Annotated in this window: 13 protein-coding genes, 1 tRNA gene and 1 pseudogene; 7 read left to right on the top strand and 8 right to left on the bottom strand. The window is 41.4% G+C overall.

Going from position 1 to position 14,846, the window contains the following annotated elements; translation table 11 throughout:
* On the top strand, positions 1 to 493 hold a 493-nt coding region (locus HHA43_RS10040; protein ID WP_168542560.1), incomplete at its 5' end, for an IS3 family transposase.
* A 157-nt stretch (positions 494 to 650) separates the two neighbouring features.
* Here HHA43_RS10040 and HHA43_RS10035 read toward each other — a convergent pair.
* The 4 genes from HHA43_RS10035 to carA all read right to left on the bottom strand — a co-directional run bounded on the left by HHA43_RS10035 (position 651) and on the right by carA (position 5,919).
* Positions 651 to 863 carry a hypothetical protein gene (locus HHA43_RS10035; protein ID WP_168418850.1) on the bottom strand — a complete coding sequence of 71 codons (213 nt, stop codon included), beginning with the start codon at positions 861 to 863 and terminating at the stop codon, positions 651 to 653.
* Between the two features lie 110 nt (positions 864 to 973).
* Positions 974 to 1,450, bottom strand: a complete 477-nt coding sequence (greA, locus tag HHA43_RS10030) for a transcription elongation factor GreA (RefSeq protein WP_168418849.1) — start codon at positions 1,448 to 1,450, stop codon at positions 974 to 976.
* Between the two features lie 83 nt (positions 1,451 to 1,533).
* Positions 1,534 to 4,764, bottom strand: a complete 3,231-nt coding sequence (carB, locus tag HHA43_RS10025; protein WP_168542558.1) for a carbamoyl-phosphate synthase large subunit — start codon at positions 4,762 to 4,764, stop codon at positions 1,534 to 1,536.
* A gap of 15 nt (positions 4,765 to 4,779) precedes the next feature.
* A complete protein-coding gene (gene carA, locus HHA43_RS10020) occupies positions 4,780 to 5,919 on the bottom strand; it encodes a glutamine-hydrolyzing carbamoyl-phosphate synthase small subunit (RefSeq protein ID WP_168542556.1) in 1,140 nt (379 codons plus the stop codon).
* A gap of 323 nt (positions 5,920 to 6,242) precedes the next feature.
* Here carA and HHA43_RS10015 point away from each other — a divergent pair, with 323 nt between their 5' ends.
* Entirely contained in the window at positions 6,243 to 6,722 is a 480-nt protein-coding gene (locus tag HHA43_RS10015; protein WP_168418846.1) for a hypothetical protein, read from the top strand.
* Positions 6,723 to 6,845: 123 nt separating this feature from the next.
* Here the strand turns inward: HHA43_RS10015 and HHA43_RS10010 are convergent, their stop codons facing one another.
* Positions 6,846 to 7,385: a DOMON-like domain-containing protein gene (locus tag HHA43_RS10010; RefSeq protein ID WP_070153929.1), complete on the bottom strand. Its 540-nt coding sequence runs from the start codon at positions 7,383 to 7,385 to the stop codon at positions 6,846 to 6,848.
* Between the two features lie 9 nt (positions 7,386 to 7,394).
* On the bottom strand, positions 7,395 to 7,718 hold the full coding sequence (gene yhbY / locus HHA43_RS10005; RefSeq protein WP_168418845.1) for a ribosome assembly RNA-binding protein YhbY: 324 nt from the start codon (positions 7,716 to 7,718) through the stop codon (positions 7,395 to 7,397).
* 297 nt (positions 7,719 to 8,015) lie between these two features.
* On the opposite strand from yhbY, the gene rlmE reads away from it, so the two are divergent.
* The 4 genes from rlmE (at position 8,016) to HHA43_RS09985 (ending at position 12,147) form a co-directional block, all read left to right on the top strand.
* Positions 8,016 to 8,666 (top strand): 23S rRNA (uridine(2552)-2'-O)-methyltransferase RlmE, encoded by a 651-nt coding sequence (rlmE, locus tag HHA43_RS10000; protein WP_168418844.1) that lies wholly within the window; start codon positions 8,016 to 8,018, stop codon positions 8,664 to 8,666.
* A gap of 136 nt (positions 8,667 to 8,802) precedes the next feature.
* Entirely contained in the window at positions 8,803 to 10,692 is a 1,890-nt protein-coding gene (gene ftsH, locus HHA43_RS09995; protein WP_168461406.1) for an ATP-dependent zinc metalloprotease FtsH, read from the top strand.
* Between the two features lie 173 nt (positions 10,693 to 10,865).
* Positions 10,866 to 11,717, top strand: a complete 852-nt coding sequence (folP, locus tag HHA43_RS09990) for a dihydropteroate synthase (RefSeq protein WP_216075691.1) — start codon at positions 10,866 to 10,868, stop codon at positions 11,715 to 11,717.
* Between the two features lie 115 nt (positions 11,718 to 11,832).
* A complete protein-coding gene (locus HHA43_RS09985) occupies positions 11,833 to 12,147 on the top strand; it encodes a DUF5713 family protein (RefSeq protein WP_168461407.1) in 315 nt (104 codons plus the stop codon).
* Positions 12,148 to 12,187: 40 nt separating this feature from the next.
* Here HHA43_RS09985 and HHA43_RS09980 read toward each other — a convergent pair whose 3' ends face one another.
* A complete protein-coding gene (locus tag HHA43_RS09980; protein WP_228284177.1) occupies positions 12,188 to 12,556 on the bottom strand; it encodes a hypothetical protein in 369 nt (122 codons plus the stop codon).
* Positions 12,557 to 12,718: 162 nt separating this feature from the next.
* A tRNA-Leu gene (locus HHA43_RS09975) sits at positions 12,719 to 12,804 on the bottom strand.
* 210 nt (positions 12,805 to 13,014) lie between these two features.
* Between HHA43_RS09975 and HHA43_RS09970 the strand changes: the two are divergent.
* A pseudogene (locus HHA43_RS09970) lies at positions 13,015 to 14,798 on the top strand (alkaline phosphatase D family protein).
* The last annotated feature ends 48 nt before the right edge of the window (positions 14,799 to 14,846 follow it).

Here is a 14,846-nt window from a genome sequence, read left to right as displayed (position 1 = left end):
TAATCAAGTGTGGTCTACGGATATAACGTATATCCCTATGGCAAAAGGCTTTGTTTATTTATGTGCTGTGATTGATTGGCATAGCCGCAAGGTACTTGCACATAGGGTATCGATTAGTATGGAGGTGGATTTTTGTATTTCGGCTTTAAATGAAGCGATTGAAAAATATGGATCACCTGAAATATTGAATACAGACCAAGGCAGTCAGTTCACCAGTGATGGATTTATTGATGTATTGAAATCAAATGGCATTCAAATCAGTATGGATGGTAAAGGTCGATGGGTAGATAATGTGATGGTTGAACGATTATGGCGGAGCGTTAAATATGAAGAGGTCTATCTCAAAGCTTATAGCAGTGTCACAGATGCGAAAAAGCAATTGAGTGCATATTTTGAGTTTTATAATCTGAAACGACCTCATTCGAGTCTGGACAAAATGACTCCAGATGAGTTTTACTATGACCAGCTACCACAACAAAATAAGGTAGCTTAACTAGAGCGGAATATCACTTATAAATACGCTTTTAGTTGTTCAAACAAGTGGAACCACCTCTGTTAGTCTAGATAGTTCAACCACCAAAAGGCAACTTTAATTGATAAATAATAATTCTTCAAAAGAGGTTGCTTTAGTGATTTAAAGCTTAAAGTATTTATCTTAAAAAATTCCACAAAAACATAAAAATATTTTTGACACTATGGGGAAAGATGAAACCCCAAATGCCAAAAAAGAGTGATGCTGCCAATATGATGTTGATGGGATTGCTCTGTGTATTGATATAGAGTCCCCAAACTGGAATCAAAATAAGTCCTAAAACAGCCCCTGAAAGTGCATAAACAAATGCATGAATGAAGCGATTTTCCATCTTATTTTCCTAAATTTTTTTCGCAGTATAATCTATGCATCATTCATTGTGACTTTTAGACAATAAAAAACCCCTCAAAGAGGGGCATCGTGTGCAGTTATCTTTAATACTTAAAGATATTCTACATTCACAATTTCGTATTCTACTTCGCCTTGCGGGGTCACAATTTTGGCTTCATCGCCTTCATTTTTACCCAATAAGCCACGTGCGATTGGCGAGTTCACTGAAATTTTGTTGATTTTAAAGTCAGCTTCGTCATCACCTACAATTTTGTAAGTTTTTTGCTCTTCGGTGTCTAGGTTTTCAATGGTCACGGTTACACCAAAAACCACACGTCCGTTTTGTTCAAGCTCTTTCACATCAATCACTTGGCAAGCGCCCAGTTTACCTTCGATGTCTTGGATACGGCCTTCACAGAAACCTTGCTGTTCACGCGCAGCATGATATTCGGCATTTTCTTTTAAATCGCCATGTTCACGTGCTTCTGCAATCGCAGCAGTAATACGTGGACGTTCAACCGACTTAAGCTGTTGTAATTCTTGCTCTAAAGCGTATTTGCCTTCAGGCGTCATAGGATAACGTTGCATGTTGTCCCTCTTTAAAAATATTGAAGTCTATAAATGAAAAAAAGCCCGCCACCCGAAAGGTGACGGGACTTTTCATAAATGTATTAACCTACAGTAAGGTCTTGCAGGCGATATACATCCATTGGTAATTTGATTGCTAAAGCTTGGCAAACGGCATCTGCACCATTCAAAGTTGTGGTGTAATACACTTTACCTTGTAATGCAGAACGACGGATTGAGAACGAATCCTGCTGTGCTTGCTTGCCTTCAGATGTATTGATGATGAGGTGAATCTCACCATTTTTCAAGCGGTCTACAATGTGTGGGCGACCTTCAGTCACTTTGTTCACACGTTCACACTCAATACCTGCATCAGTGATTACTTTGTGTGTACCACCTGTTGCAACAAGTTTGAAGCCAAAATCAGCCAGTTGTTTTGCAATACGTGCCACATGCGGTTTATCTGACTCACGTACAGACAAGAATGCATGTTTTACTTCGCCTTCAGTTGGGATACCTGGTAAGCGATCATTCGAGCCTAACACAGCTTTATAGAATGCTTCACCAAAAGTTTTACCCACACCCATCACTTCACCTGTAGATTTCATCTCAGGCCCAAGCACTGGGTCTACACCAGGGAACTTGTTGAATGGGAACACGGCTTCTTTTACAGAGAAGTGTTGCGGAATGATTTCTTTAGTAAAGCCTTGCGCTTCTAAAGACTGACCCGCCATACAACGTGCTGCAACTTTAGCCAATGATTCGCCAATACACTTAGAAACGAATGGCACAGTACGTGATGCACGTGGGTTCACTTCTAAGATATAAACGTCATTGCCTTTAACGGCAAACTGTACGTTCATCAAGCCAATAACGCCCAATTCTTTTGCCATTGCAACAGTTTGACGACGCATTTCGTCCTGTACTTCATCTGACAATGAATAAGGTGGAATTGAACATGCAGAGTCACCAGAGTGAATACCTGCTTGTTCGATGTGCTGCATAATACCGCCAATCACCACATCTTTACCGTCAGATACGCAGTCTACGTCAACTTCAATCGCATCATCCAAGAAGCGGTCTAACAATACAGGCGCATCGTTAGAGGCTTGAACTGCATCACGCAAGTAGCGTTTAAGTTCTTCTTCGTTATACACGATTTCCATTGCACGGCCACCCAATACATAAGATGGACGAACAACTAACGGATAACCTACTTTAGCTGCTTCTGCGATACCTTCTTCAGCAGATTTTACAATGCTGTTATTCGGCTGACGCAATTGCAGACGTTGAATCATTTGTTGGAAACGTTCACGGTCTTCTGCACGGTCAATTGCATCTGGTGATGTACCAATAATTGGTGCACCTGCTTCTTCTAAAGCGCGCGCCAATTTCAGTGGAGTTTGACCACCGTACTGCACAATAATGCCTTTTGGCTTTTCTGTACGTACGATTTCAAGTACATCTTCCAAAGTAATTGGTTCAAAGTACAAACGGTCTGAAGTGTCGTAATCGGTAGATACGGTTTCAGGGTTACAGTTCACCATAATGGTTTCGTAACCATCTTCACGCATAGCAAGGGCTGCGTGTACACAGCAGTAATCGAATTCGATACCTTGACCAATACGGTTTGGACCGCCACCAATGACCATGATTTTGTCTTTGGTAGATGGATTTGATTCACACTCTTCATCGTAAGTTGAATACATGTAAGCAGTGTCAGATTCAAACTCTGCAGCACAGGTATCTACACGTTTGTAAACTGGATATACACCCATGTTCCAACGTTGTTTACGGAATTGCTTTTGTGAAATGCCCATCAAGTTGGCAATACGTAAGTCAGATAAACCTTTGCGTTTAAATGAACGTACATTTTCAGCAGTTAAGTCACCAAAACCTAAAGATTTGATTTGTTCTTCAGTTTTAACAATGTCTTCAATCTGAACGAGGAACCATTTGTCAATTTTGGTCGCTTGGAATACGTCTTCTACAGAGAAGCCATGACGGAAAGCGTCTGCCACGTACCAAATACGCTCTGGGCCAGGAACTTTGAGTTCAACCAAAATTTTGTCACGTGCGCCTTCAGCACCCACTTCAATTTGTTCGTCAAAACCGCAAGAACCAGTTTCCAAACCACGAAGCGCTTTGTTGATCGACTCTTGGAAGTTACGGCCAATTGCCATCACTTCACCTACAGATTTCATCTGTGTGGTTAAAGTCGCATCTGCTTGTGGGAATTTTTCAAAGTTGAAACGTGGAACTTTAGTTACAACGTAGTCAATTGATGGTTCAAATGACGCAGGGGTTGTACCGCCTGTGATGTCGTTTTTAAGTTCATCTAGGGTATAACCAATAGCAAGTTTCGCAGCAACTTTTGCAATTGGGAAACCTGTTGCTTTAGATGCAAGCGCAGATGAACGTGATACACGTGGGTTCATCTCAATTACAACCATACGGCCAGTATTTGGACAAATACCGAACTGTACGTTAGAACCACCTGTTTCTACACCAATTTCACGAAGTACCGCTAAAGATGCATTACGCATCAATTGGTATTCTTTGTCGGTCAATGTCTGTGCAGGTGCAACGGTAATTGAGTCACCTGTGTGTACGCCCATTGGGTCAAAGTTTTCAATTGAACATACGATAATACAGTTGTCGTTTTTGTCACGAACAACTTCCATTTCGTATTCTTTCCAGCCAATCAATGATTCATCAATCAATAATTGTTTGGTTGGGGAAAGATCGAAACCTCGTTCACAGATTTCTAGGAATTCTTCTTTGTTGTATGCAATACCGCCACCAGAACCACCCATGGTGAATGATGGACGAATAATTACAGGGAAGCCGAAGCGAGATTGAATTTCAAGCGCTTCTTCCATAGATTCAGCAATTGCCGCTTTGGGACATTCAAGACCAATTTTGCGCATGGCTTGGTCAAATAATTTGCGGTCTTCAGCTTTTTCAATAGCGTCTTTGGTCGCACCAATCAATTCAACATTGTATTTTTCTAAAATACCGTTGGCATCTAGTGCAAGCGCACAGTTCAGTGCAGTTTGACCACCCATGGTCGGTAGTACTGCATCTGGACGTTCTTTTTCAATGATTGCTGCAACAGTTTGCCAAGTGATTGGTTCGATGTAAGTTGCATCTGCCATTACAGGGTCAGTCATGATGGTCGCTGGGTTAGAGTTGACCAAAATAACACGGTAACCTTCTTCACGAAGTGCCTTACATGCTTGAGCACCAGAATAGTCAAACTCACAAGCCTGACCAATAACAATAGGACCAGCACCAATAATTAAGATGCTTTTAATATCCGTACGTTTAGGCATTATTTCGCTCCTTAATTACTTCTTAGCGGCTTCAATAAGTTCGATGAAATGATCGAACAAGAGTGCGCAGTCATGTGGACCTGAACTTGCTTCTGGGTGACCTTGGAAGCTAAATGCAGGCTTGTCTGTACGATGAATACCTTGGTTTGTGCCATCGAACAATGAACGGTGCGTTGCACGTACATTGCTAGGTAAGGTACTTTCATCTACCGCGAAGCCGTGGTTCTGAGAAGTAATCATCACTGTACCTGTTTCTAAGTTTTGTACAGGATGGTTTGCACCATGGTGACCATGCGGCATTTTCATCGTTTTTGCACCCGATGCAAGCGCAAGGATTTGGTGACCTAAACAGATACCAAATACAGGAGTATTTGTGGTTTGTACAATTGTTTTTACAGCTTCAATTGCGTAGTCACATGCAGCTGGGTCGCCTGGGCCATTTGATAAGAAAATGCCATCTGGGTTTAATGCAAGGACTTTTTCAGCAGGGGTTTGTGCAGGAACAACGGTCAGTTTACAACCGCGGTCTGCCAGCATACGCAGGATGTTGGTTTTGACACCGTAATCGTATGCAACCACATGATATTTAAGTTCAGGTTGAGTAAAGCCTTTGCCAAGTTCCCATGAACCTTCAGTCCATTCAAAACCTTCAGGATCACAACATACTTTTGCAAGATCTAAGCCGTTTAAGCCGCCAAATGCACGTGCTTTAGCAATTGCTTCTTCTTCAGTGATATTTTCACCAGCAAGAATACAGCCGTTTTGCGCACCTTTGGCACGTAAAATACGGGTCAATTTACGGGTATCAATATCTGCAATCGCAACCACGTTGTGTGCTTGCAAATATTCCGCTAAAGATTGATTAGAACGGAAGTTACTGTGTAGTAAAGGCAAATCACGGATAATTAAACCGTTTGCCCATACTTTATGAATACGACCAGACTCGACATCTTCATCATTACAACCTGTGTTCCCAATGTGCGGGTAAGTTAAAGTCACAAGTTGCTGTGCATAACTCGGGTCGGTCAAAATTTCTTGATAGCCAGTCATGGCAGTGTTAAAAACGACTTCACCAGTCGTACTTCCCGTTGCACCGATAGACGTACCTTTAAAGATTGTACCGTCGGCAAGGGCTAAAATGGCGGGGGTGCTCAAACCAAAGCTCCTGAACTAAAACCACAAAAATAGGGCTGTAAAAAAGCGAGTAGACGAAAAAAAAGGAAGGTCAATGTTTAAACCTACCCTCCTATGTCTGCTCGCTTGAACTTAACATTGCATTATACGCATGAGCTCGCCAAAAGTCCATTCAGTTTCTGATGAATATGTAAGATAAAGGGCTTGCTTTCTTTAGCCGATTTATGTTTTAGCAATGTAGTAAAATGTAAGTAATCTACGATTGTCTAACAATACAAAACCCATATTCGAGCAAATTCACTTATGCTGAAAATATAAACAACAACGACCTTGGGTGAAGCAAAATGACTGAACAAGAAAAATCAGTAGCTGACAATAAAGCAATCAAAGATGCGGTGCATGAGGGTGCTGAAAAGCTTGAAAAAGTCACTCATGATGCCAAAGAACAGGTGCTAGAAGTTGTCGCTGAAACGCAGGAAAAACTGCAAAACGAAGCGAAGCAATTAAATGCTAGTGTGCAAGAGCAATTGGGTCAATTAAAGCAAGATGTATTGCAAAAAATTGAAGCATTGAAAGCACAGTTTGGTGGTTCACCTAAAGACTTAGGTGAGTTAAAAGAGTTTGTGAAAACTGAATTTAGCGCAATTATTGATGATCTTTCTAAACTGGGTAAAGAGTTGAAAGAAGATGTCAGCAGCATTTCAGTGAAACATAAAGACCAATTGGTTGAAACGTTTCAGCGTTCTAAAGAACACACTTTGGAAGCGTGGAAAAAAGTTAATCCACAAAAAACAGAAACGAATGACGAGACTGATCAAGCTTAAACAAGTAAGACTTATAGCCTAATCAGCCATAAAAAAAGTGAGGTTCGGCCTCACTTTTTTTATTCAAATTTCTGCTCAAGTACAAAATGAAAATCTGATTACGCATTTTGAAACTAGACAAGATTAGAACTGATGTAACCAATCTCGTTTATTATGAAAATCGGCTGCAGGACTGCTGTGTTGCATGGCATAAAACTGTTCGCCCTGACTGGTTTTTAGCACTGCCGTCAGACCTATAAACAAATCCGTCCATTTTAGTTTATGTTTCAGCATAAATTCGGTTAAATCCAGACTCACATTCAAACCATAATGTGTGCGTTTCAGCTGATTCAGTTCAATATCGTAAGCAGCCACGGGCGGCATTTGCTCAGGATAACGATACTCTTCAAAGGCGTAGGCTTGCCAAGCTTGAGAAGGGGATAAATTGATTTCACGATAAAAATCTTCGCCCTGAACCCCAATGAAAATTTCAAAGCAGGTGTGTTCCCACAAAAAATCCTGACGTGGATGTGACGCTACCAAAGCAGGCCATTCGACCCACTGATTTGGATCGCGCAGCCAAAAGCCTACATTTAACGTAAATGGGCTTTGTTGTTCAATTGCACCGACCAAAGAAATGGCCTGAAATTGACGATTAAAAGCACTGAGTTCGTAACTTGCCATTGAGGGAGATTAGTTAGACAAGTGAGCGTGGCGAACTAAATTAGATAATTTAGCATTTTGTTTGGCTGCTTTTTTGTAGAGTAAGACAATTTTACCAATGCTTTGTACCACTTCAGAACCTGTTGCTGCTGCAATTTCAGTAATCACAGCTGCACGTACCTCACGGTCTTCACCGCCAATTTTGACTTTAATCAATTCGTGATCGTTTAAAGCACGGTTGGTTTCTTCAATCACATTTTCAGTCAAACCTTGCCCGCCAATCATCACTACAGGGTTGAGTGCATGACCAATTTGACGTAAACGCTTGCGTTCCTGAATAGATAGAGCCGCCATAAAGATAACCTAATTTTAAAAACGGCTTAGTATAACAAAAGCCAGTTTGAAACGCTGTAAATTCTATGCAAATAATCTGTGATCTTACTGCCATGTAGAAATATTGAAACTGAATACTTGGTGATATTTCTCTGTAACAGTCAAAGTGACTTTTTTAAGCCTCAGTACAGAAATAAGCGATGGATTTAATAGAAAAAATAGGTCAGTTCTTGGTATTTAGATACAGATGTCTACTGCAAGCGGGTGAATTTTCACGTACAATCGCAATTTAGATGTCTATTCATTATTAAGAGAGTTATGGCAACACGCATTACCAACCAAAAGTTATCCAAAAGTAGTCGTGCGTGGATGAGAGAGCACTTAGATGATCCCTTTGTGAAACGAGCACAAAAAGAAGGGTATCGTGCACGTGCTGCATACAAACTACTTGAGATTCAAGAAAAATATAAACTGATCAAACCCGGTATGACTGTGGTGGACTTAGGTGCTGCTCCAGGCAGTTGGTCACAAATTGCAGGGCAACTTGTGGGCGACAAAGGCTTGGTGATTGCTTCCGATATTTTGGAAATGGACGCACTACCAGATGTGACCTTTTTACAAGGTGACTTCCGTGAAGAGGAAGTGTTCGAAAAATTGTTAAATATTTTAAACGGACGCACGGTAGACGTTGTAATTTCTGATATGGCCCCCAATACATCAGGTAATAAAGCTGTAGATCAACCGCGTCAAATTTACTTATGCGAGTTGGCGCTCGATTTTGCCAACCGTGTATTGGGACCCAATGGCCAGTTTGTGGTCAAAGTGTTCCAAGGTTCGGGGTTTGACGAATTTCGTAAACAGGTCGTGGACAGTTTTGATGTTCTAAAGACAGCAAAACCCGCTGCTTCACGGGCGCGTTCCAAAGAAGTATTCCTTATTGGACAAGGACGTAAAAAGGCGTCTAAATAAAGTTTACTTGCCAAGCCGTTAAAAATTGTGCATTTTGTACGTTTTTAACGAATTGTCTAGCTGATCTTCAGCTTTTTGAATGAAAGGTCACCCAGTAACGGGCATGATCAAATTAGATTGATATGGGAATAAAGCTTTGAGCGATCTCTTCAAGAATGCCGTATTGTGGCTGATTATACTTGGTGTGCTGATTCTAATTTTCAGCAACATCAATAACAGTGAAAAGCCAACTGCAATGAACTACTCAGAGTTTGTTACAGCGGTGAATGCTGGTCAAATTAAGCAAGTCACAATTGATGGCGAAAGAATTAGTGGCGAAAAAGTCAACGGCTCGTCCTTTGAAAGCATTCGTCCAGCAGTTCAAGACCCTGAACTGATGCCGAATCTGATTAAAAACAACGTTGTTGTTGAAGGTACTGCACCTCAACGTCAAGGTTTGTTAATGCAACTATTGATCGCAAGTTTCCCTGTACTTTTAATCATTTTGTTATTCATGTTCTTTATGCGCAACATGGGTGGCGGTGCAGGTGGTAAAAACGGCCCGATGAGCTTTGGTAAATCTAAAGCTAAAATGTTGTCTGAAGACCAAATTAAAGTCACATTTGCAGATGTTGCGGGTTGTGATGAAGCAAAACAAGAAGTAGTTGAAATTGTAGATTTCTTAAAAGACCCTGCAAAATTCAAACGTCTAGGTGCAACAATTCCTAAAGGCGTGTTGATGGTTGGCCCACCAGGTACAGGTAAAACCTTACTTGCTAAAGCCATTGCAGGCGAAGCGAAAGTTCCATTCTTTAGCATTTCAGGTTCTGACTTTGTTGAAATGTTTGTAGGTGTGGGTGCATCTCGTGTTCGTGATATGTTCGAGCAAGCCAAACGCCATGCGCCATGTATTATCTTTATTGATGAGATTGATGCAGTTGGTCGTCACCGTGGTTCTGGTACAGGTGGTGGTCACGATGAGCGTGAGCAAACGTTGAACCAGATGCTGGTAGAAATGGACGGTTTTGAAGGCAATGAAGGCATTATTGTCATCGCTGCGACGAACCGTGCCGATGTACTGGATAAAGCCTTGTTACGTCCTGGCCGTTTTGACCGTCAAGTGATGGTTGGCTTGCCTGACATTAAAGGTCGTGAGCAAATTCTGAATGTACACTTGAAAAAGTTACCTTCAGTTACGGGTGTAGATGTCAAAGTATTGGCACGTGGTACACCAGGCTTCTCAGGTGCACAATTGGCAAACCTTGTGAATGAGGCTGCATTGTTTGCTGCACGTCGTAATAAAAACACGGTAGATATGCACGACTTTGAAGACGCCAAAGACAAGTTGTATATGGGTCCTGAACGTAAGTCGATGGTACTGCGTGAAGAAGAGCGCCGTGCGACCGCTTACCACGAAGCAGGCCATGCGATTGTCGCTGAAATGCTACCAGGTACAGACCCTGTGCATAAAGTTACGATTATGCCGCGTGGTTGGGCATTGGGTGTGACTTGGCAGTTGCCTGAGCATGACCAAACTAGCCATTACAAAGACAAAATGCTGAATGATCTGTCAATTTTGTTTGGTGGTCGTATTGCTGAAGAAGTCTTTATTAATCAAATGTCGACAGGTGCATCTAACGACTTTGAGCGTGCAACTAAACTTGCCCGTGCAATGGTGACGAAATACGGTATGTCAGACAAACTGGGCGTCATGGTGTATGAAGATGATACACAACAGTCGTTCATGGGCAGTCTAGGCAGTCGTACAATTTCTGAAGCGACTCAGCAGCAAGTAGATGCTGAAGTGCGCCGTATCATTGATGAGCAATACAGAGTTGCGCGTGATATTTTGGAAAATAACCAAGACATCGCACATGCAATGGTGAAAGCATTGTTGGAATGGGAAACGATTGATCGTGACCAAATCCGTGACATTATGGAAGGTCGTGAGCCACAGCCACCGAAGGTTTATATTGCAGATAATCCTGTAATTGATGTAACCCCAACCGATGGCCCAAGCACACCGCCACCATTGCCAGCGAGCTAATTAGCTCACATGATGTTAAAAAAGAGCCTTTAAATAAGGCTCTTTTTTTTCGCTATAGCATGTGCGCAATCTTGTACTTATAGGCTATAAAATGGTTTGAGGGTGAAAAGAATTCAACATCTTAAAAACTAGCCTTGTTAAAATATGACTTTCAAATGAACAGGAAGATCAGCATGCAGCTCATGCCATTACCTAAATGTGTATTGCAATGCGGACGTTTGAGTTTGGATTTATCTCAACCGCATGTCATGGGAATTTTGAACGTGACACCAGACTCGTTTAGTGATGGTGGTCGTCATAATGAAAAAGAGGATGCTGTAGCACGTGCTTTGGAAATGATTGCGGAAGGTGCGACCGTGATTGACATCGGGGGAGAGTCAACTCGCCCAGGTGCGAGTCCAGTCAGTGTTGAAGAAGAAATTCGTCGTGTCGTACCTGTGGTTGAGGCCTTATCACAACATAATGTGGTGCTATCCATTGATACCTCTCAGCCTGAGGTAATTCGTGCTGCTGTGAATGCGGGTGCGCATATTTGGAATGATGTGCGTGCCTTGACACGTCCTTATGCACTGCAAACGGCTGCTGAATTAAATATCCCTGTGATCATTATGCACATGCGTGGCGAACCGACCACCATGAACAATTTAGATCAATATGATGATGTGACGGAAGACGTGATTGCTGAGTTGCAACAACGTGTTCAAGATGCGTTGGCTGCAGGTGTGAAGCCTGAAAATATTGTGATTGATCCAGGTTTTGGTTTTGCAAAAAATGCGCAGCAAAACCTGAAATTGCTTAATGAGCTGTATCAACTCAACCGCATGGGTTATCCAATTTTATCGGCATTGTCGCGTAAGCGTTTTATTGGTGAAGCTACGGGTGCGGTAGAAGCTACAGAGCGTGCCGTGGGGTCAGTGGCTGCGCATTTACTTAGTATTCAGCAAGGTGCATGTATGGTACGTGCGCATGATGTAAAAGCCACCTCAGATGCCATTAAAATATGGCAAGCCATGCAAAGTGCTTAAATAAACGTACTTGAATAAATCATTCAGGCCTGTGAAATTTTGCCTAAGCTAGTATAAAGGCTAGGCTTATGGTATATAGGCACGCTTAAATCTCTGTATTTTTTTGAGTGCCTGTATGTTTGCAGATTTACTTCTCCCGATGTTTGATGACGAATACTACCCAGATATTTTGGTTGCTGAACTTAAGCAACTCATTTTGCGCTTTGCAAAACAGGTATCGCAAGCGGGTGTTTCGGAAACTGATATTTACTACTTTGCAGATCAGACAGTGCAGGCGATTAACCAAATGAAGCCACAATTTCAAGACTTAGATTCAGATTTAGATGATGCTGCAACTGACTATATTGCAGAAGCGATGATGATGGTACTGCAAGATCAGGGTCATTTTGACATTGAAATGGAAGCTTTGGTCGCTAATCGGGCCTGGTAAATATTTTTACATTTTTTAAATATCTTGTGGTTTTAGTTAATTATTCGCTGAATAGCTCATCTAAAACCTCATTTAAATGACAGCTTTCTTGTTCATGTAGTTCTGCAATTTCCCGAACATGGAGTGAGTATTGCCCATCTTGCTCACTCACTTGTGCAACCACATTTACCCAAAACTTTGTGTTCTGTTGTAGCAGGTTGCGTAGCTGTTTTTCATCTTCAGGGTTTTGAAAGTTTAGGTTGTAAATATCACTTCCTAAGCTACAACGGCGCAAATGCAATTTTTGTTGTTGATTGTGCACAGTCCCTGCAAATAAATCATAAAATGCTGATTCAGTTTGAATTGGGCCTTCCGCTTGGGTTGCTGTTTGAGTGGTAGGGGATTGAGCATAGCTTATAAAACTCAGCATGCCGCATAAACAGGTAAGACTTAAATAATGAACACAACGTTGTAGATGCATTTTTGACGATCACTATAAATTATTATTTTAAGATTGTATTTTCATTAGACATAAAAAAAACCAGCTTTCGCTGGGTTCTTTATTTGCACCATCGATTTTATAGCAAAAAGATGGTGCCCGAGGCCAGACTCGAACTGGCACGCTTTGTGGGCGGGGGATTTTAAATCCCCTGTGTCTACCGATTTCACCACTCGGGCATGTGCGCAATAATAGAGGACGAAATAAATCTTGGCAAGTAAATTTATTTACAATTGCTTTCTTTTCAATCAATTCAACCGATTAGTGCGCTGAAATGGCACTAAAACATTGGTTTTTTAAGGCCCGTCATGAATATTTCATAAATTTGAGATCAAAGCGAAATCATTAATTTCTATGGTGAGCGCTCTAGAAAAATAAAAGGCAAATTTATGAAAATTAAACTTACACGCCGTGAACTGCTACAAAAAAGTTTGGCGAGTTTAGGGGCATTGTCGTTGCCTGTGGCACTCACCGCATGTGGAGATGACAATGAAAATAATATTGAAAATGGCAAGGAAAACTCACTCAAAGTAGAGTTTTTACATGGTGTTGCTAGTGGTGATCCATTACATGACCGTGTCATTTTGTGGACACGAGTAACACCAAATGACACTACAGCACACCTTGAAATTGTATGGGAAATTTCAGCAGATCAAGAATTTAAACAACTTATTGGTACTGGAAAAGTTCAGACCACTGCAGCGCAAGATTTTACCGTAAAGGTTGATGCAGACCGTTTGCAGGCTGGGGCAAATTATTATTACCGTTTCCGTTTTGGCAAGACAATTTCACCTGTGGGGCAAACCAAAACATTGGCTTTACGCAGCGATCAGGTGAAATTTGCGATTTGTTCATGCTCGAATTACCCTGCAGGCTATTTTCATGTTTACAAAGAAATGGCACAGGAAAATAATCTGGATGCGATTATTCACTTGGGGGATTATATCTATGAATATGGGGAAGGTGAGTATGCAACTGAAGATGCTGAAGCGTTAGGTCGCGGTTTTGCTGCTGACAATAATAAAGAAATCATTCAACTAGATGACTATCGTAAGCGCTATGCCTTGTATCGCACTGATTTAGATTTACAGGCTGCACATCAACGCCATCCGTTTATTGTGATTTGGGATGACCATGAGCTTAGTAATGATGCATGGCAAGAAGGTGCGGCAAACCATCAAGAGAGTGAAGGGAGCTTCATAGAGCGCCAGATTGCAGCCTTGAAAGCCTATTTTGAATGGATGCCGATTCGTCCAGTTGCAGAAAATGATCACTTAAATATTTATCGTCAATTTGATTTTGGTGGTTTGGTCAATTTGATGATGCTGGATACTCGTATTTTGGCACGCCATAAGCAATTAGATTATGCAGATTATATGACGGCAACAGGTATGGATGCTGCCCGATTTATGGCAGATTTAAGCAGCAATAGCCGTAGTTTATTGGGCGTAAAACAACTGCAATGGTTACAAGCACAATTGATGCAGTCCACTGCCAAATGGAATGTGTTGGGCCAACAAGTATTGATGTCTAAGATGTTTATTCCACAAGAGCTGTTATTGCTTTTAGAACAAGTGACCAGTGGCAATGCTACTGTAGAAACGCTTGCACAGATTAAACAAAAATTGCTGATTTACTCACACTGAAAATGCGTTTAAAAGCTGGTGATCCTACGCTATCAGCAATGGATAAAGCACGTTTGAGTACAGTTGCACCCTATAACTTAGATGCCTGGGATGGTTATGCCTACGAGCGCGAAGTTGTGTATGGTACCTTGCAACAGTTAGGCAAAAAAGCGGTAGTGTTGGCGGGTGATACGCATAATGCTTGGGCATCCAGTTTACATCCACAAAATAGCAATCATGTGGTTGGGGTAGAGCTTGCGACCAGTTCCGTATCATCGCCAGGAATTGAGTATTACTTAAATGTGACTGCAGCAGAAATGGTAGAGTTGGAATATGCATTTAAAGAACTGATTGATGAGCTGAATTATTGCAATTTAAATCAGCGTGGTTATTTAACTGTGGCTTTTGATCATACTCAGGTGGTGGCTGACTGGAAGTTTGTGAATACCGTGAAAGCAAGCGAATATAAACTTGATGAAATACGTGCTCATCAAATGACTTATGATGTTCAATTGAATCCAATCATCGATGTTGCAAAATCGGCCTAAATTTATAAGTTCTAAAAAAACCGAGCGCAAGTTGCTCGGTTTTTTTAT

The organism is Acinetobacter sp. A2 (assembly GCF_012371325.1).
Taxonomy (GTDB): Bacteria; Pseudomonadota; Gammaproteobacteria; order Pseudomonadales; family Moraxellaceae; genus Acinetobacter.
This window is presented reverse-complemented; position numbering and strand designations above follow the sequence as displayed.